Consider the following 17794-nt stretch of genomic DNA (forward strand, 5'->3'; position numbering starts at 1 on the left):
TTCGGAGAACTGATGACAGAGAAGCTCAAGCTGATCGACCACGTTCAGGCGATCAACTGGAACCGTATCCAGGACGAGAAGGATGTCGAGGTCTGGAACCGTCTCGTGAACAACTTCTGGTTGCCCGAGAAGGTGCCCCTCTCCAACGACGTGCAGTCGTGGAACACGCTCACGCCCGAGGAGCAGACCCTCACGATGCGCGTGTTCACGGGGCTCACGCTCCTGGACACGATCCAGGGCACCGTCGGCGCGGTGTCGCTGATCCCCGACGCGATCACGCCGCACGAAGAGGCGGTGTACACGAACATCGCGTTCATGGAGTCGGTGCACGCCAAGAGCTACTCCTCGATCTTCTCGACCTTGTGCTCGACGAAGGAGATCGACGAGGCGTTCCGCTGGTCGGTCGAGAACCCCAACCTGCAGCGCAAGGCGCAGATCGTCATGGAGTACTACCGGGGCGACGAGCCGCTCAAGCGCAAGGTCGCTTCGACCCTGCTGGAGTCGTTCCTGTTCTACTCGGGCTTCTACCTGCCCATGCACTGGTCGAGCCGTGCGAAGCTCACCAACACTGCCGACCTCATCCGCCTCATCATTCGTGACGAGGCAGTGCACGGGTACTACATCGGCTACAAGTTCCAGAAGGGGCTCGAGCGGGTCGACGAAGCCAAGCGTCAGGACATCAAGGACTACACGTTCTCGCTGCTGTACGAGCTCTACGACAACGAGGTGCAGTACACGCAGGACCTCTACGACGGCGTCGGCCTGACCGAAGACGTGAAGAAGTTCCTGCACTACAACGCGAACAAGGCGCTCATGAACCTCGGCTACGAGGCGATGTTCCCCGAGTCGGTCACGAACGTGAACCCCGCGATCCTGTCGGCCCTGTCGCCGAACGCCGACGAGAACCACGACTTCTTCTCGGGGTCGGGCTCCTCGTACGTCATCGGCAAGGCTGTCGCGACCGAGGACGAGGACTGGGACTTCTAGATCCGGTTGTGGAGAAACGGTGATGTCCACAGATCCTGCTTCGGCGTCTGGCGACGTCGCAGGCGGGGCATACCGTGAAGCTCACGCTGCATCGGAAGGGGACGAGATGGCACAGCAGGTGACCGACAGCGTGGCCGCCGAAGAGCGGGCGCGCGAACAGGCCATGGGCGAGGTGTCGGATGTGCTGACGAACCTCGACTACGCACTGGAGCGCGCACGCAAGGCGCTTGAGCGCATCCGCAAGTCGGGCGCTCACCCGAACGCTGAGGCAGCCATGAAGGATCTCGTTGACGCCCTGCAGGCTGAGCGCAAACGGTTCGTGCAGCAGACGTACTTCAGCGTTCCGAACAAGACCCGGATGTTCTGACCGGTGACGGGTGCGGTCCGCAGCGGCGCGGAGCTTCAGCGAGCACTCACCGACTTCGTGCGTCGATGGTCGGGGTATTCCGGCTCGGAGCGGGCAGAGGCTCAGACCTTTCTGAACGAGTTGTTCGCTGCGTACGGCTCGGATCGCCAGTCCGTTGGTGCGCGGTTCGAAGATTTTCGCAGTTCTGCGGGCTTCATGGACCTGCACTGGCCGGGCATCATGATCGTCGAGATGAAGGCTCCCGGCATCGCCCTGGCGAAAGCCGCCGATCAACGCGATCGGTACTGGCGCGAGTCGAGTGATCCCGCCACCGACACGCCGGCTGCCCGGTGGGTCGTGCTCTGCAACTTCCAGGAGTTCGAAATCTGGGAGCCGGGTCGTTTCCCGAACCGACCGCGTTCGCGGTTCACGCTCGCGGAGCTTCCCGAGCACTACGACGCCCTGCTGTTCCTCCAAAACGAGTCGTTGGAGCCGGTCTTCAGCGAGCATCGACGTGAACTGACCGAGGATGCCGCGCGTCACGTCGCAGAGCTCTATCGCTCGATGCTCGACCGATCGGCGGCCCCGGTCGATGAGATCCAGCGCTTCACCATGCAGTTGGTCTGGTGTCTCTTCGCTGAAGATCTCGGGATGCTCGAGGGGTATCCGCTGCAGGCGACCGTCGAGGCGCTGCTCAAGGAAGACGATCCCGACTCCGCGAAGGAGATCGGCTATCTTTTCCAGCTGCTCAATCAAAAAGGCGACCACAACCGGAAGGGTCGCTTCGCGGGTACGCGATACGTCAACGGTGACCTGTTCGCCAGGCCTGCCGCCGTCTACCTTGATCGAGCGGAACTTCTTCACCTGAAGCAGGCCGCCGAGTTCAACTGGCGCGAGGTCAACCCGACAATCTTCGGTTCGCTCCTCGAAGGAGTGCTCGGCGATGACCGCCGCTCCGAGATCGGCGCGCACTACACGCACGAGGCCGACATCATGAAGATCGTTGCGCCGACGATCGTGCGCCCCTGGCGTGAGCGCATCGAGACGACCGGATCGGTCACCGAGGCGGTTGCGCTTCTCGATGAGCTGTGCGCCTTCCGCGTTCTTGACCCCGCCTGCGGGTGCGGCAACTTCTTGTATGTCGCGTATCGAGAGTTGCGCGGGCTCGAGTTCGATCTCAAGCAGCGCATCGATCGCCTCGCCGCCGAAACCGGTTCCCCGCGTCCGACCGGCACGCTTCCCTTCTACCCGCTGTCGAACCTCTTCGGCATCGACATCGAGCGGGTCGCCGTCATGATCGCGAGGGTCACGCTCTGGATGGGGCACCGGCAGATGATCGAACGGTACGGCGAGGCTGAGCCCGTGCTGCCGCTGGTCGACCTCTCCCGCATCGCGCAGGCCGACGCGCTGCAGACCGACTGGCCCGAGGTGGATGCGATCATCGGCAACCCACCGTTTCTGGGGTCTCAGCTCGTGCGCCAGTCGCTCGGAGACGACTACGCCGATTGGCTCTCACGCACGTTCGGTGTCGGTATCCGCGACCTCTGCGTGTATTGGTTCCGTATCGCGCAGGACCGTCTGAAGCCCGGCCGGCGCGCTGGCCTGGTCGGGACCAACTCGATCTCTCAGAACCGCGGGCGGGTGGCGTCCCTCGACTACGTCGTGGCGAACGGCGGCGTGATCACGGATGCGGTGTCGTCGCAGAAGTGGCCCGGGGACGCCAAGGTCCACGTGAGCATCGTGAACTGGGTTAAGGATCCCGAGACCACCCCTATGTTGTTCGAGCTGGACGGCGCCTCAGTGAAAGGCATCTCGGCGTCGCTGCGGGCGGATGACGGAACCGACTGGCAGCCAGCCACGATCGCCGTCAACCGAGGTCGGTGCTTCCAAGGACCGATTCCCGTGGGAGCAGGGTTCGTCATCCCGGCGGATGTCGCATCCTCACTGCTGGCAGACGACACGTGCTCGTATCGAGAAGTCGTCCGGCCCTACCTCACGAGCGACGACATCGCGGAATCCCCGCTCCAAAGCCCGAGTCGCTGGATCATCGACTTCGGATCGCTGCCGCTCGAAGACGCGACACGGTACCCCCGCGCTCTGGACATCGTGCGTCGGGAGGTGAAGCCTGAGCGAGAAAGCAATCGTGACCCGGGATTCAGAGCCAAGTGGTGGCAGTTCGGACGCCCTCGGGGGGAGATGCGCGTCGCTCTGGCTGGACGCGCACGGTACGCCGCCGTCGGACGGCACGGAAAGAGAATGTTCATCGCGTGGGTCGAAGCCTGGGCGCTCGCCTCCGACGCAACGAATGTGTTCGCCTTCGACGATGACTACAGCATGGGCATCCTGCTTTCACGCGCGCACGACGCGTGGGCCTGGGCGCAGTCGTCGACGCTTGAGACGCGACTTCGCTATACGCCCACCACAGTCTTCGACACCTTCCCATGGCCCGATCCCGTGAGACCAGAGCAGCGGGAGGCGATTGCTACCGCATCCTGGGCGCTCTACGCCCGTCGAAGCGAACTCTGTATCGAGCACAGCATGGGCCTTACGAAGCTGTACAACCTCATGGATGAGGGCGGTTTTGCTGATCTCGCCGCGCTGCACCGCCGCCTCGATGAGGCTGTCGCCGCAGCCTACGGGTGGCCGAAGTCGGTGGCGCAGGATCCCGAGCAGATCGTGAGCCGACTCACCGCGCTCAACCGTGAGATCGTCGACGGCGGCCGGGCGTACGATCCGTTCGCGGCGCCGATGCCGACCGAGCGGGAGAGCTGAGGGCTGGAACCTCTTGAGCCGGCCCCTCAGCGGCGCGTCGAGGCCGTGACCGTGAACTTCGGCGTGCGGGCGATCTGACGGGTCGGTCCGACGAGTTTCTCGAGCGACGGGCGGTAGCGCAGGGCCGAGTTCCAGACGGTCCAGAGTTCGCCGCCGGGGCGCAGGACGCGCGCGGCATCCGCGAAGAGGTGCCGGGCGATCGTCTCGTCGATCGCGGCTCCCCGGTGAAACGGCGGGTTCAGGGCGATGAACGACGCACTCGCGTCGGGCAGGGTCGACAGCGCATCATCGCGAGCCACCGTCATCCGGTCGGCGATTCCGTTGGCGGCGGCGGTCGCCCGAGCCGATGCGACGGCGGCGGCCGACTCGTCCGACGCGTAGACACGCAGCCCCGGATGCCGCAGAGCGAGGGTCGCAGCGACGATGCCGTTCCCGCACGCCAGATCAACCGCCGGATCGTCGGCGTGCCCGGGAATCGTGTCTGGCAGGTTATCGATCAACAGGCGCGTTCCGATGTCAAGCGTTGCCCCGGCGAACACGCCGCCGAAGGCGCGGACCTCGACATCCGTGTCACCGATGCGCAGCCTGGCCGCGGACGGCTCGGGATCCCGACCGTCGTGAGGGCCGCGCGCGATAAGCACACGGGACTTCTGCCGGGCGTGCGAGACATCCACCGTGTCGAAGTGCTCACGCAACACGTCGTTCATGCCGAGGCTCATGTGTTTGATCCGGCCGCCCGCGAACACGACGACATCGGGCGCGGCGTGCGCGGCGATCAGCCCCGCGATGTCGCGCAGCGCCTCGAGTGACCGGGGGAGCCGGAGGAGAACGACCCGAGCATCGCGCACCAGCTCCGCACCGAGAGGGAGCGACTCGACGGATGCTTCGAGCCCGGTCGAGCGCGCGTTGGCAACCAGCGCGCGCTCGCCGCCGAGGGAATCCTGGTGCACGCGGACGACACCATCATCGGCATCGCTCGCGCATGCGAGAGCCAGGGCGCCGAACGTGTCGCCGACGACGGCGATTTCGCGCCGCGCAACGCCGCGCCGAGCGTCGGCTGATTCGTCGAGAAGCAGTCGATCTGCCGCATCGTGTGCGCGGCTATCCGGATCGCCAGCGTCGGGATACGGGCGAAGAGCATCGAGGTCGAGAGTCACTGGATCCACGCTATCCCGCGCCGCGACAGCTCTCAGCCCTGCGCGAGCGCCGCCTTCGTGTATGCCACGACAGCGTTCGCATGGCCGTGACCCAGCCCATGCTCTGACTTGAGAACCTCGACAACTGCCATGTGCGCGTCGCCAGCGTCGAGCCGCTCGACGGCGATGTCGATCCAGTCCTGCACCGGACGACCGTAGGTCTTCTCGATACTCGGGAAGTACGCGGGAGGTCCTTTCGGCTTGTCGATACCGGACAGGTCGGGGGCAAGCACGCGCGAGGCCATGGCATGACAGTAGCGCCCGCGCTCGACATCCCGGCAGCCCGTCATGCCAGAGTGGATCCGTCGGCGACAGCGCTGGAGGATCACGGATGCCGGTTCAGGATGAGTACCGTCGCAAGCTCATGTCGGCAGCGGATGCCGCGGCATCCGTCCCCTCGGGTGTGCAGGTGCTGGTGGCGATGGGGCTCGGGGCGCCGCCAGCGGTTCTGGCAGCTCTCGCCGATCGTGTGCGTGCCGACGATCTGCTCGACCTCGACCTCTACTACGGCATGGGCGGTGACGCGATCGGCGACACGATCCTGCAGCCGGGTGTTATCGAGAAGGTGCGTGCCCACACCTTTTTCGTCGCCGGGCGCGATCACCACATCATCGCCGACCCTGCCCGGGCCGATCGCGAAACCCTCGATTTCATTCCGGTCAACTTCTCGAACCTGCCTCGGGTGATCCGCGAACACCTCGATGTCGACACGTTCGTCGTGCAGGTCAGCCCGATGGACGCGAGCGGTCACTTCTCGTTCGGTGTCGTCAACGACTACGCGAGCGTCGCCGCCCGCGCCTGCCGCCGCCTGATCGTCGAGGTGAACCCGAACATGCCCCGGGTGTTCGGCGAGTCCCTGCTCCACATCGATGAAGTGGACGCGATCGTCGAGCATGCCTCGCCCCTCCCCGAGGTCGCGGAGGCGCCTCCGACGGATGCCGACCTCGGTATCGCGGCGCACGTCGCGGCGCACATTCCCGACGGCGCGACGCTGCAGATCGGTGCTGGCCGGGTTCCCGCTGCCGTCGCTGCGGCGCTCGGCGACCACCGGGATCTCGGCATCCATTCCGCGCTCTTCTCCTCCGCGTTCGTGCCCCTGATCGAGTCGGGCGTCATCACAGGGCGGCGCAAGACCCTGCATCCGCGGCGGCACGTCTGGACCTCGGCGGTCGGGGATGCCCACACCTACGCCTTCATGAACGACAACCCGTCGATGGTGAGTTTCCCGGCCGACTACGTCAACGATCCGCAGGTGATTTCACGCAACGACGCCATGATTTCGGTGAACGCAGCGATTCAGGTCGATCTCTACGGGCAGGTCAACGCCGAGATGATCGCGGGCGTGCAGTATTCCGGGTCGGGCGGTCAGTTCGATTTCGTGACCGGAGCAGCCAAGTCACGAGGCGGCAAGTCCTTCGTGGTTCTCCCGGCCACAGCGAAGGGTGGTGCGATCTCGACGATCGTGCCGCGGGTCGACATCGTCACCGACGAGCGTATGGATGTCGAGCACGTCGTGACCGAGCACGGCATGGTGAATCTGCGGGGGCTCTCGACGCAGGAGCGGGCTCTTGCCCTGATCTCGCTTGCCGATGACGCTCACAAGGATGCCTTGGTCGAGGCCGCCAGGCAGCAGCGGCTCATCGCTTGAGACGCTCGCCGGCTCCTGAGCGCTATCGGTGATGCCGATGCCCCGAGCCTGACGCAACCGGGTGCGGACCGGTCGACGTCGGGACGGGAAGCGAAAAGAAGGAATGGATCTCTTCGAGCACATCGGTGAGGCGCTCGACTGCTGACTGCAGATTGTCGATCGCGCGCAGAGTCGGATCATCGGGGTAGCTCTGCTGGGCCTCGTGGAGGTCCGCGAGGGCCCGGCTGAGGTCCTTCCGGATGTCGTACAGCGAGGTGTCCATGTCCCGATCATGACACGGCAGATGGACCCCGGCGTAGGGACCTTTTTCCCGGTCATAGCCGCTTGACTTTTTTATGCACGACGCCCCCGTCCCGTCGGTTCGGGAGGTCGCGGGCTACGATGAAGGATCAGGCGCCCCGCAGAAGGAGATCCCGTGGCAGCTCAGCAACGACGGTTCAGCCCGGTCATCGCGCTGCTGACGATGTCGAGCATCTGGGAGGCGCAACTCGGGGCGGTTCTGAAGGACCTCGGACTGACCACGCGCAAGTACGCCCTCCTCGGACACATCTACGGGATGCCGGGCATCTCATTCAGCGAGCTCGCGCGGCGATCGCAGATCACCGTGCAGACCGCACACACTGCCGTGCGCACCCTCGTCGACGAAGGATTCGTGCACGATTCGACAGCTCACGCCGGTTCGGCGTCCGAGCTGCGCGTCACAGCGAAGGGCGACTGGGCCCTGACCGAAGCCGAAAAGCGGCTGCGTGCTCTCGACCGTGAACTGTCGAAGGGTGCGCCAGAGTTGTCGCAGGCCCTGCGTGGCCTGCACGAGGAACCCGTCGAGGTTCACCCGGCTGCGGGCCGCCGCACGGCATGAGGGTGCTTCGCTGGCTCCTCGCCGCCCTCCTGGTAGCGGCGGGGGTGTCACATCTGACGTGGGGGAGACGCGGCTACCGCATCGTGGTGCCGGACTGGGCGACACGGATGCTGCATACCGACAAGGATGCGGTCGTCGTCGGCTCCGGCGCCGTCGAGATCATGCTCGGCGCGGGCCTGGTTGCGCTGCCGCGCGAGCGCACGCGACTCGGCGCAGCCGTCGCAGTGTTCTTCATCGCGGTGTTCCCGGGCAACGTGCACCAGTGGCAGACGGGTCGGTCTGCGCCGCTGCTCGACACGGATACCCGCCGCTTTGTGCGGCTCTTGCTGCAGCCGCTGCTGGTGGTCTGGGCGCTCGCCGTCGCCCTGTCTCCCCAGCGGTAACGACCCGCGTCGGCCTCGGCTGAGCGTCCGTCGACGACGTTGACTTTGCCGGTTCGGGAGGTTTGGCTGGGCGCATGCGAACAGTACTGAGGTGGATGCTGGCCGGGGCGATGGTGCTCGCGGGGGTGACGCATCTCACGGTGGCCCGCAAGGAGTTTCAGGCGCAGGTGCCTCCCTGGGCTGCCGAGCTCTCACCGCTCGACGAGGATGCGATTGTGGTGGCATCCGGAGTTGTCGAGATCATGCTCGGCACGGCGCTTGTCGCGCTGCCCAAGGAGCGGCGCCGCGTCGGCGCGATCCTGGCGGCATTCTTCATCGCGATCTTCCCCGGCAACATCTCGCAGTACGTCGAGAAGCGCGATGGCTTCGGCCTCGATACCGATAGGAAGCGCCTCGTTCGACTGTTTTTCCAGCCCGTGCTCGTCGCGTGGGCCTGGTGGTCGACGCGCCGCTGACGGCATCCGGCCTGGTACCGGGCACCGCAGAGAAGCGATGTCGGAACCCCCTCGTAGTGTCGGGGTATGGATGATTTCGGCATCACCGACCCGGGCGGGAAAGCCCGTGGGACGGATGCCGCGTCCTGGACCTCACCGCGCACCGCAGACCCCGACGAGGACTTCGTCTACGACGGTGAGTACTGCGAGCACGACGAGGTAGTCGGATGGGTGCCGGCGCAGCCCGACGCTGTGGCACTCGTGCTTGAGGTCGCGACGATGGAGGCAGTGTTCGCGGCGCAGCGGCTGGCTCGCATCGACCAGCTCCGGCTCGAGGCGCTCGATGACGTCACGCGCTACGGCGGAGGAGCGCGGGAGTTGATCGAGCGCTCGGTGCGGCTTGAGCTCGCCGCAGCCCTCCGGATCACCGAGAACCAGGCCGGGATGCTGATGTACCGTGCTGAGGCGCTCGTGCACCGGTATCCGACGGTCTGGAATTCGCTCGCCCACGCGGGCATGACCGAGCGGCACGCGACGATCATCGTGGATGAACTTGCGCCGCTCGAACCTGAGGTTGCAGCGCGGCTTGTCGAGAAGGTGCGAGACCTCGCAGAAACCCTCGCGATCGGTCCGTTCCGCCGGGCACTTCGACGCCTCATCGATAAGGAACTGGCGCCCACGCTGTCGGCGCGTCACGAGCACGCCGTCCGGCGTCGGCGGATCTTCGTCGAGCCGGAGGCCGACGGGATGTCGTGGCTGCACGCGCTGCTGCCCTCGGTCGAAGCTCACGCGATCCACGGACGAATGACGGCGAAGGGCAAGGCATTGCTCGCGGCGCAGGTCGGTGGCGAAGGCGGCTCTCAGCCCGATGACCGTACGCTCGACGAGATCCGCGCCGACATCCTGTGCGATCTCCTGCTCGACGGCATTGTTCCGGCTCACCCGAAGGACGTGCAGGGTATCCGCCCGACGGTTGTCGTGACGGTACCCGCTCTCGCCCTCCTCGGTGCGGATGGCGACGGTCCTCATGAGCCCGCGATCGTGGAAGGCGTTGGTCCCATCCCGATCGAGAGAGCACGAGAGCTTGCGGGAACCGCGACGTCATGGATCCGGGTACTGACACATCCGGAAACGGGGGTCGTCCTGTCGGTCGGTAGAACCCGGTACCGACCACCGCCAGACATGGTGGCGCTGACGAAGTGGCGCGCTGAGAGATGCATGGCGCCGGGGTGTGGGGTTCCCGCCTCCCGATGTCAGATCGACCACTCCCTCGCGTGGGAAGACGGCGGTGAGACCTCAGTTGTGAATACCGCCCCGCTCTGTCAGGGGCACCATACGATCAAGCACCATGGCGGGTGGCGCGTCATCCAGACCGGAGACGGGTCGCTGCTGTGGATCTCGCCGAGCGGTCGCCAGTACACAGTTGCACCGGAGCGCCGACTTCCCGTCTTCCGGGTGGACTCGGTTGCCGCCTGAGCAGACCCTCCTGAGCGGACCCGCCTGAGTCGAGACCTGAGCGGGCTTACTCGCCGGGGTAGCGCACGCCCAGCTGAGCGCGCAGTTCGTCGAGGACGTGCATGATGGCAACCGATTCGTCCAGCGGAAGCAGGTCGCTGTCGGTCTTACCCTCGGCGAGCAGCCGTTCCGCGGCGAGCGCCTGGTACTGCATCCCCCGGCCCTCCACATCGCTCTGGTACTCCTCGAGAACCTCTCCGTCGGGTGCAACGACGCGGAACGATGTGGGCGTGTACCAGACGCGGTCGATGTCGATCCGCGCGTCAGTGCCCAGCACATGAGCGGTATTGGGTCCGACAGCGCGCGAGGTCGAGATCGAGGTTGAGACCGCGCCGCCGGCGTGAGTGAAGATCGTCGCTACCTCGGCATCCGCGCCCGTGTCACCGAGGCGGCCGCGAGCGGTCACCGTCTCCGGCTTCCCGAGCACATCGCAGGCGAACGAGACCGGATAGATTCCGAGGTCAAGAAGCGACCCGCCGCCGAGTTCCAGCGCGTTCAGGCGGTGGCTCGGGTCGGATGAGATCCGCTGGGTGTGGTCGGCGAAAACGGTGCGGATCTCGCCCAGCGTTCCTGCGGCGATGATCTCGCGAATCCTCACCATGTGCGGGAGGTACCGCGTCCACATCGCCTCCATGGCGAGCAGCCCCTGAGCGCGTGCGACCTCGCGCACACGCTCGGCCTCGGGGCCGGTCAACGTGAACGGCTTCTCGATCAGTACGTGCTTGCCCGCTTCGAGCGCGAGCACAGCATTGTCGGCGTGCATCGGATGCGGCGTTGCGATGTAGACGATGTCGACGTCGGGATCGGCGACGAGCTCCTCGTACGATCCGTGCGCGTGCGGAATCGCGAACTGGTCAGCGAACGCCCGCGAGGCATCCGGGCGCCGAGACCCCACCGCCGACACCGTCAGCCCGGCCGTCCGCAGGTCGCTCGTAAAGGCGTGTGCGATGCCGCCGGTCGCCAGGATTCCCCATCGCAGTCTAGTCATGGTTCGAGCGTAGTCCGCCCGCGCAGTGCCGCGAGTAGCCTCGAAGTATGAGCACTCCATTGGATCGCTTCCGAGAACTCCTATCCATCCCTACCGTGTCGTACGCCGACGAGTCGCGGATGGATGCGTCGGTGTTCGACGAGTTCCACAGCGCCCTGGAGCGCCTGTACCCGAAGACCCATGAGCGCCTCGAGCGCGACGTGATCGCCCGCCACTCACTGCTGTACCGGTGGCCGGGCGCCTCATCCGACGATCCGCTCGTGCTCATGGCCCACATGGATGTCGTGCCCGTGGTCGAGGCGGAGTGGCAGCATCCGCCGTTCGGCGCCGAGATCGTGGGTGAGGGCGAGGATGCCGAACTCCACGCCCGCGGCGCGATCGACGACAAAGGATCGCTTGTCGCGATCTTCGAAGCCGTCGAGACCCTCGTCGCCGAAGGCTTCACGCCGGCACGCGACATCTACCTGTCGTTCGGTCACAACGAAGAGACGGCGGGAGACGGGGCGCGGGGAATCGTCGCGCACCTGGAGGAGCGCGGCATCCATCCGGGACTCGTGCTCGATGAGGGCGGCGCCGTCGTCGAGGGCATCATCCCCGGCGTCGACGTGCCCACCGCGATGATCGGTGTCGCAGAACGCGGCGTGATGACGCTCGTTATGACCGTCCGCGAACAGGGCGGCCACGCATCCACGCCGCCCGCGATGCCCGCCACCGCCCGGCTGGCGCGAGCTATCGACCGGCTGCGGCGCAAGCCGTTTCCGACCAGGCTCGCGCCTCCCGTGCGGGCCATGCTCGCCACGCTCTCGCCCCACGCTCCCGAACCGCTTCGGACCCTGTTCCGACGCGGTGAGATTACGGGCCCGCTGCTTGCCGGCGCCTTCACCCTCGGCGGACCCGAGACCAACGCGATGGTGCGCACCACCGCTGTCGTGACCGAGCTCAGCGGCGCACCCGGCGAGAACGTCCTCGCGACGACGGCGAAGGCGTCGGTCAACATCCGCCTGCTCACCGGCGACACCATCGACAGCGCGACGGCGCACGTTCGTCGGGCGGTGGCCGACGAGAAGGTCGAGCTCGAGATCCGTCACGCATCCAACCCGTCACCGGTCTCGCCCTGGCGAGGAGAGCCGTGGCGACGGATCGCCGGCGCGGTCGTCTCGACACTCGGCGGCGACATCGTCCCGACGCCCTACGTGCAGCTGGGAGCCAGCGACAGCCGCTGGTTCACGGCGATCAGCGACCACGTCTACCGGTTCACGCCGTTCCACCTGACCCGCTCCGAGCGTGATGCGTTGCACTCGCACAACGAGCGGATCCGCGTCGAGGTGTGGCTCCGCGGAATCGGCTTCTACCGCGCTCTCATCGAAGCGTCGTAGCCCCGTTCAGCTAGGCCAGCGCTTGCGCCAGGTCTGCGATGAGATCTGCCTCGTCCTCGAGCCCGATCGAGAGGCGGATCGTCCGCGGCGAGATGCCGGCCTCGCGCAGTTGCTCCGCGGTCAGGTGCAGGTGGGTCATGGATGCCGGGTGGTTGACCATGCTGCGGGCATCGCCGATGTTGGCGACTAGGCGGATGACGCGCAGAGCGTCGATGACCTTCTCGACGCGTCGGTCGTCGGCATCCGCATCCCCGGTGCCGACCAGATCAAACGAGAACACCGACGAGGCCCCACGCGGCAGGTAGCGCTGGGCCGTCGCGTTCCACGGGCTCGACGCGAGGCCCGGGTGCCACACCTTCTCGACGGCAGGATGCTGCTCGAGGAACCGTGCAACAGCGAGCGCGCTCGCGGAGTGGCGCTGCATCCTCAGGTCGAGGGTCTCGAGCCCCTGGAGCAGCTGGAACGACGACCACGCGGGCAGGGTAGTTCCGAAATCGTGCACGAACCGGGTCTTGATGTAGACGACAAGGGCAAGGCCCTGCTCGCCGAAACGGTCCCACAGCACGAGGTCGCCGAATCGGGGATAGGGCGTCGTGAACTGCGGCCAGCGCTCGGGATCGGCGCCGAAATCGAACGAGCCGATATCGACCACGACCCCGCCGAGGGCAACGCCGTGCCCGCCGATGTATTTGGTCGCGGAATGGATGACGATGTCGGCTCCGTGCTCACCGGGACGCACGAGGTACGGAGAGGCGACAGTGTTGTCGACGACGAGCGGCACGCCCGCGGCGTGGGCGACATCGGCGATGGCACGGATGTCGAGCACGGTCGCCAGGGGATTGGTGATCGTCTCGGCGAAGAAGGCCCGCGTGCTCGGGCGCACCGCATCGCGCCACGCGTCAGTGTCGTCCTGATCGACGTAGGTGACCTCGATCCCGAGGCTCCCGAGCGAGTCCGAGAGCAGATCGACCGTGCCGCCGTAGAGCTGGCGGGCAGCTACCACGTGGTCGCCGGCTGAGGCCAGCGCGAGGATCGCCGCGGCCGCAGCCGCCTGGCCGGAGGCCACCGCGACTGCTGCTCGCCCACCCTCGAGGGCAGCGATGCGCTGCTCGAACACCGCCTGGGTGGGGTTCGCGTTGCGGCTGTAGACGTTCCCGAGACTGCGAAGCGCAAAGACGTCGCGCGCCTGCGCCAGGGAGGGGAACTCGTACCCGTTGGACTGGTAGATCGGCACGACCGCCGTGTTCTGCGCGGTACCCGGCACATAGCCGGCCTGAACCTGGGCGGTCGCGAAGGACGCGGTGGGGTCAGGCGCAGGAGTGCTCACATTCTCATGGTGGCACGCGTAGCCGCTGGCCCCTTCGCTGTGTGTCGCTGTGTGACGGACCGGCGGGCTGCCAGCGATCAGGAGCCGGAGAGGGCCTTCGTCAACCGCTGCAGCGACACCGGCTCGGCAGTTCCGAGGCTCTGCGCGAACAGGCTTACGCGGTACTCCTCGAGCAGCCAGCGTCCGTGCACGAGGTTCGGTGACGCGTCTGCGGCCAGGGGAATCGTGCCGCCGGAGTCCCGATAGATCGCCGCGGCACGCTCGTACTCGGTCAGGCGCTGGCGATCACGACCGGGGTTGTCGGCGAGCGCGGCGGTGCGGGTGAGCAGGGCCGCGAGATACCTCGGATAGTGTGCGAGGCGCTCCAGTCCTACCGCCGAGACGAACCCGGGATAGACAAGTCCCGACAGCTGTCCGCGAACGTCGGTGAGCGCTGCCAGCAGCGTCATGGCGTTGAGGTTTCGCAGGCCCCGCTCGACGTCGCGCGCCGCGGTTAGGATGCGGGCAGTCAGCGAAACTGCCGAGAACAGCGCGTCAGTCACGTCGGCCGAGAACGCATCCCGCGCTGCCTCGAACTGGGCGCGGGTGCGGATCGGGTCGGGAAAGCGCGCGAGGACCGCGTCTGCCACGGCGACCCGGCAGTCCTCGACAAGGGAGCGCGCCGACGAGTACGGGGATGCCGCGAGCGCGAGCTTCTCTGCGGCGGTGAGGTGGTCGAGCACGTACGCGGCGGGGGAGGGGACCGCCAGCAGCAGCAGGCGACGAAGACCCGCATGGGTGGCTCGCGCGGCGGCCTCCGGAGTGGCGTCGATCCGCAGCGCGACGCTCTCTCCCTCGTCGACGAGGACCGGATAGCCGCGCACCACGCCGCCGGCAACGCGCGTGTCGACGACGGACGGAAGCTCGGAGATCGTCCAGTCGGTGAGCCCCGAGACTTCCGTGAACTGCGCGCTATCGGCATCCGGCCTCGCTCCTGAGGGCCGCGGCGCGCGCTGAGCGGGCGCGGGAGGCCGCTTCGGGGCGGAGAGCGAGGATGCCACGGCGCCGCGCGCGGCACCCGCCAACTCCTGCTGCAGTCCGGATAGATCGCGCCCGGACCCGAGTGTGCGTCCCCGGTGGTCGACCACCCGGAACGAAATGCCGAGGTGGGCGGGGACGCGCTCGAGGTCGAAATCGTCCGCTGTGACGGGTTGGTGGGCCACGCGCTGGATGCGTGCTGCGAGGGCTGCCCGAAGGGTGGTCGGCGGGAGTCCGCCGTGATCCTCCGGGCCTTCGCCGGCAAGATCTGCCGAGAACCGAGCCGCCCAGTCGGCAGCGGGCACGACGTGACGCCGGATGGTCTTGGGCAGTGCCCGGATGAGGGCGGCGATCAGCTCGTCGCGCAGTCCCGGTACCTGCCAGTCGAATCCGGTATCGCGCAGCCCCGCGAGCAGCGCCACCGGTACCACAGCATTGACGCCGTCGTCGGGTGCACCCGGCTCGAAGCGGTAGCTGAGCGAAAGCACCTGATCGCCCTGTGTCCACCGGGAGGGGTACTCGTCGCTGCGCGCCGCAGCCGCGCCCTCGGCGAGGTCGGACTCGCCCATGTCGAGCAGGCGCGGTGTGCGGTTCGAGGTCTCACGCCACCAGGACTCGAACGAGCGGACGTCGAAGACCTCGCGCGGGATCCGCGCGTCGTAGAACGCGAACACCGCCTCATCACCGGCCAGGATGTCGCGGCGACGCTCCCGCTCCTCGAGCTTCTCCAGGCGCCGCCGCATGTCCGCGTTACGCCGGTCGAAGGCAGTGAGGCGCTTGTCGAGGTTCGCGGCATCCCATTCGCCCTGCACGAGCGCGTGGCGGATGAAGAGCTCGCGTGCGAGCGGCCGATCGAAGCGGGCCAACTGCACGCGGCGCTTCGGGATGATCTCTACCCCGAACAGGGTCACCTTCTCGTACGCGGATGCCGCACCCGCCGATCGAGACCAGTGCGGCTCGCCCAGCTGACGGTGGGCGAGCTCGCCGGCGAGCTCCTCGGCCCAGGCTGGGTCGACCGCTGCGACCGTTCGGGCGAACAGGCGCGAGGTTTCGACGAGTTCTGCCGCCATGACGGCATCCGGGCTCTTCTTGCGAAGCCCCGAGCCCGGGAAGATTGCGAAGCGCGCGCCGCGGGCTCCCCGGTATTCGGCGGTGGGGCGCCGTGGCTTCCCGGAAGCTGCGCCCTTGGCTGCGGACGTCGTCGTGCGGTCATCGCGGATGCCGATCTGCGAGAGCAGCCCCGACAAGATCGCGCGATGGACGGCATCGGGGTCGGCGTCGACCCTCGTCTTCGCGCGCCGTGCACCCATGAGGTCCGCGAGTTGTCGGTGCACATCGACCCATTCGCGCACGCGCACGTAGTTGAGGAACTCGGCCCGGCACATCCGCCGAAACGCGCTCGAGCCGAGCTCTACCTGCATCTCTTGCAGGTAGTTCCACAGACCCAGCAGCGAGAGGAAGTCGCTCGTCGGGTCGGTGAACCGCGCATGCAGGCGATCGGCCTGCTCGCGCTGCTCCTCGGGACGCTCGCGGACATCCTGAATAGACAGGCCGGCCACGATCGCCAGGACACTCGGCAGCACATCCCGCTCGCGCGCTTCGACGAGCATCCGCGCCAACCGCGGATCGATCGGGAGCCGGGCAAGCTCCCGGCCGACCTTCGTGAGTCTGCCTCCCGAGACCGCGCGGAGTTCGACGAGGAGGTCCATCGCAGCCTTCACGCCGCGTGAATCCGGGGGAGTGAGGAACGGGAAGGCTGCGACATCCCCCATTCCGAGGGCCATCATCTGCAGCAGCACGGCGGCCAGATTGGTGCGGAGGACCTCGGGTTCGGTGAACTCCGGACGGCCTGCGAAATCCTCCTCGGCGTAGAGCCGGATGGCGATACCCGGCGCCGTGCGCCCCGCACGGCCCGACCGCTGCTGCGCGGACGCCTGCGAGATCGCCTCGATCGGGAGTCGCTGGATCTTCGACCGGGCGGAGTAGCGCGAGATGCGCGCGGTCCCGGTGTCGATCACGTACCGGATGCCGGGAACGGTCAAGCTCGTTTCGGCGACGTTCGTGGCAAGGATGACGCGGCGGCGCACGCCGGCGCGGGTCGACGGTTCGAAGACCCGGTGCTGCTCGGCGGCACTGAGGCGACCGTACAGCGGGAGCACCTCGGTGGGAGCGGCATCGTTCGCGTACATGCCGCGGACGGCATCCATCGCGTCGCGGATCTCGGATTCGCCGGGAAGGAACACGAGAACATCGCCCCGCTCCTCGCGGTCGAGTTCTCGCAGCGCCCCGACCAGACCGTCGATGTCGTCGTCGGCGTTCTCGTCGTGGGGCCGGTAGCGGACCTCCACCGGGTACGTGCGCCCCGACACCTCCACGATCGGGGCAGCCGCCTCAGGATCCTCGGGTCGCGGTGAGAAGTGCCGCGCGAAACTCTCGGGATCGATCGTCGCCGAGGTCACGATGACCTTCAGGTCGGGACGCTTCGGCAGAATCCGGCGGAGGTACCCGAGCAGGAAGTCGATGTTCAGTGACCGCTCGTGAGCCTCGTCGATGATGATCGTGTCATAGCGGCGCAGCAGCCGGTCACGGTGGATCTCGTTGAGCAGGATGCCGTCGGTCATCAGGGTGATGCGCGTGTCCTCGCTCACGGCATCCGTGAACCGTACGCGATAGCCCACCGCGCCGCCGCGGGGCACCTGCAGTTCGCTCGCGATTCGCTCGGCGATCGAACGCGCGGCGATCCGCCGAGGTTGCGTATGGGCGATACGACCGCGACCGAGCTCCAAGCAGATCTTCGGAAGCTGGGTCGTCTTGCCCGAGCCTGTCGCCCCCGCGACGATCACGACTTGATGGTCTTCGATGGCGCGCGCGATCTCATCCCGGGCGGCGCTGACGGGCAGCTCCGGCGGGTAGAGGATGACGGGTTCTGGCGCGGGCATAGCCTTC

15 protein-coding genes are annotated in these 17794 nt (G+C 67.1%); 9 read left to right on the forward strand and 6 right to left on the reverse strand.

Translation table 11 applies throughout. The annotated features are described in order from the left end of the window. The first annotated feature begins 12 nt into the window (after window positions 1–12). The 3 genes from nrdF (at window position 13) to AB0O89_RS13590 (ending at window position 4105) form a co-directional block, all read left to right on the forward strand. Window positions 13–987, forward strand: a complete 975-nt coding sequence (gene nrdF / locus AB0O89_RS13580) for a class 1b ribonucleoside-diphosphate reductase subunit beta (protein ID WP_363498567.1) — start codon at window positions 13–15, stop codon at window positions 985–987. 106 nt (window positions 988–1093) lie between these two features. Continuing rightward, complete coding sequence (locus tag AB0O89_RS13585; RefSeq protein ID WP_363498570.1) at window positions 1094–1354, forward strand: hypothetical protein; 261 nt, start codon at window positions 1094–1096, stop codon at window positions 1352–1354. 3 nt (window positions 1355–1357) lie between these two features. Further along, window positions 1358–4105 (forward strand): DNA methyltransferase, encoded by a 2748-nt coding sequence (locus tag AB0O89_RS13590; RefSeq protein ID WP_363498573.1) that lies wholly within the window; start codon window positions 1358–1360, stop codon window positions 4103–4105. Window positions 4106–4131: 26 nt separating this feature from the next. On the opposite strand, the gene AB0O89_RS13595 is transcribed toward AB0O89_RS13590, so the two are convergent. Both AB0O89_RS13595 and AB0O89_RS13600 read right to left on the reverse strand, forming a co-directional pair. Beyond that, window positions 4132–5262 carry a methyltransferase gene (locus AB0O89_RS13595; protein WP_363498576.1) on the reverse strand — a complete coding sequence of 377 codons (1131 nt, stop codon included), beginning with the start codon at window positions 5260–5262 and terminating at the stop codon, window positions 4132–4134. Between the two features lie 32 nt (window positions 5263–5294). Continuing rightward, the gene (locus tag AB0O89_RS13600) at window positions 5295–5546 is read right to left on the reverse strand and encodes a DUF4287 domain-containing protein (RefSeq protein WP_363498579.1); all 252 of its coding nucleotides are present in this window, start codon (window positions 5544–5546) and stop codon (window positions 5295–5297) included. A gap of 86 nt (window positions 5547–5632) precedes the next feature. Between AB0O89_RS13600 and AB0O89_RS13605 the strand changes: the two genes are divergently transcribed. Then, window positions 5633–6949 (forward strand): acetyl-CoA hydrolase/transferase C-terminal domain-containing protein, encoded by a 1317-nt coding sequence (locus AB0O89_RS13605; RefSeq protein ID WP_363498582.1) that lies wholly within the window; start codon window positions 5633–5635, stop codon window positions 6947–6949. Between the two features lie 22 nt (window positions 6950–6971). Here the strand turns inward: AB0O89_RS13605 and AB0O89_RS13610 are convergent, their stop codons facing one another. Further along, window positions 6972–7211, reverse strand: a complete 240-nt coding sequence (locus AB0O89_RS13610) for a hypothetical protein (protein ID WP_363498585.1) — start codon at window positions 7209–7211, stop codon at window positions 6972–6974. A gap of 153 nt (window positions 7212–7364) precedes the next feature. Between AB0O89_RS13610 and AB0O89_RS13615 the strand changes: the two genes are divergently transcribed. The 4 genes from AB0O89_RS13615 to AB0O89_RS13630 all read left to right on the forward strand — a co-directional run bounded on the left by AB0O89_RS13615 (window position 7365) and on the right by AB0O89_RS13630 (window position 10101). Further along, on the forward strand, window positions 7365–7808 hold the full coding sequence (locus AB0O89_RS13615; RefSeq protein WP_363498588.1) for a MarR family transcriptional regulator: 444 nt from the start codon (window positions 7365–7367) through the stop codon (window positions 7806–7808). Further along, entirely contained in the window at window positions 7805–8191 is a 387-nt protein-coding gene (locus AB0O89_RS13620) for a hypothetical protein (protein ID WP_228176956.1), read from the forward strand. The genes AB0O89_RS13615 and AB0O89_RS13620 overlap by 4 nt, the downstream gene beginning before the upstream one ends. 74 nt (window positions 8192–8265) lie before the next feature. Beyond that, complete coding sequence (locus tag AB0O89_RS13625; RefSeq protein WP_292729937.1) at window positions 8266–8646, forward strand: hypothetical protein; 381 nt, start codon at window positions 8266–8268, stop codon at window positions 8644–8646. Window positions 8647–8712: 66 nt separating this feature from the next. Beyond that, complete coding sequence (locus AB0O89_RS13630; RefSeq protein ID WP_363498593.1) at window positions 8713–10101, forward strand: DUF222 domain-containing protein; 1389 nt, start codon at window positions 8713–8715, stop codon at window positions 10099–10101. A gap of 46 nt (window positions 10102–10147) precedes the next feature. On the opposite strand, the gene AB0O89_RS13635 is transcribed toward AB0O89_RS13630, so the two are convergent. Next, window positions 10148–11128, reverse strand: coding sequence for a Gfo/Idh/MocA family oxidoreductase (locus AB0O89_RS13635; RefSeq protein WP_363498596.1), 981 nt, complete (start codon window positions 11126–11128; stop codon window positions 10148–10150). A 47-nt stretch (window positions 11129–11175) separates the two neighbouring features. Here AB0O89_RS13635 and AB0O89_RS13640 point away from each other — a divergent pair, with 47 nt between their 5' ends. Beyond that, window positions 11176–12504 (forward strand): M20/M25/M40 family metallo-hydrolase, encoded by a 1329-nt coding sequence (locus tag AB0O89_RS13640; RefSeq protein WP_363498599.1) that lies wholly within the window; start codon window positions 11176–11178, stop codon window positions 12502–12504. Window positions 12505–12514: 10 nt separating this feature from the next. Here AB0O89_RS13640 and AB0O89_RS13645 read toward each other — a convergent pair whose 3' ends face one another. After that, window positions 12515–13831, reverse strand: coding sequence for an aminotransferase class I/II-fold pyridoxal phosphate-dependent enzyme (locus AB0O89_RS13645; protein WP_363498602.1), 1317 nt, complete (start codon window positions 13829–13831; stop codon window positions 12515–12517). A gap of 77 nt (window positions 13832–13908) precedes the next feature. Continuing rightward, window positions 13909–17787 (reverse strand): ATP-dependent RNA helicase HrpA, encoded by a 3879-nt coding sequence (gene hrpA, locus AB0O89_RS13650; protein ID WP_363498605.1) that lies wholly within the window; start codon window positions 17785–17787, stop codon window positions 13909–13911. Window positions 17788–17794 lie beyond the last annotated feature (7 nt).

Source organism: Microbacterium sp. NPDC076895 (assembly GCF_040687115.1).
Taxonomy (GTDB): domain Bacteria; phylum Actinomycetota; class Actinomycetes; order Actinomycetales; family Microbacteriaceae; genus Microbacterium.

Bases quoted from the DNA above. Each gene is read 5' to 3' on its own strand.
- nrdF (WP_363498567.1), top strand. From the start codon at position 13: ATGACAGAGAAGCTCAAGCTGATCGACCACGTTCAGGCGATCAACTGG.
- AB0O89_RS13585 (WP_363498570.1), top strand. From the start codon at position 1,094: ATGGCACAGCAGGTGACCGACAGCGTGGCCGCCGAAGAGCGGGCGCGC.
- AB0O89_RS13600 (WP_363498579.1), bottom strand. From the start codon at position 5,546: ATGGCCTCGCGCGTGCTTGCCCCCGACCTGTCCGGTATCGACAAGCCG.
- AB0O89_RS13605 (WP_363498582.1), top strand. From the start codon at position 5,633: ATGCCGGTTCAGGATGAGTACCGTCGCAAGCTCATGTCGGCAGCGGAT.
- AB0O89_RS13610 (WP_363498585.1), bottom strand. From the start codon at position 7,211: ATGGACACCTCGCTGTACGACATCCGGAAGGACCTCAGCCGGGCCCTC.
- AB0O89_RS13620 (WP_228176956.1), top strand. From the start codon at position 7,805: ATGAGGGTGCTTCGCTGGCTCCTCGCCGCCCTCCTGGTAGCGGCGGGG.
- AB0O89_RS13625 (WP_292729937.1), top strand. From the start codon at position 8,266: ATGCGAACAGTACTGAGGTGGATGCTGGCCGGGGCGATGGTGCTCGCG.
- AB0O89_RS13630 (WP_363498593.1), top strand. From the start codon at position 8,713: ATGGATGATTTCGGCATCACCGACCCGGGCGGGAAAGCCCGTGGGACG.
- AB0O89_RS13635 (WP_363498596.1), bottom strand. From the start codon at position 11,128: ATGACTAGACTGCGATGGGGAATCCTGGCGACCGGCGGCATCGCACAC.
- AB0O89_RS13640 (WP_363498599.1), top strand. From the start codon at position 11,176: ATGAGCACTCCATTGGATCGCTTCCGAGAACTCCTATCCATCCCTACC.
- hrpA (WP_363498605.1), bottom strand. From the start codon at position 17,787: ATGCCCGCGCCAGAACCCGTCATCCTCTACCCGCCGGAGCTGCCCGTC.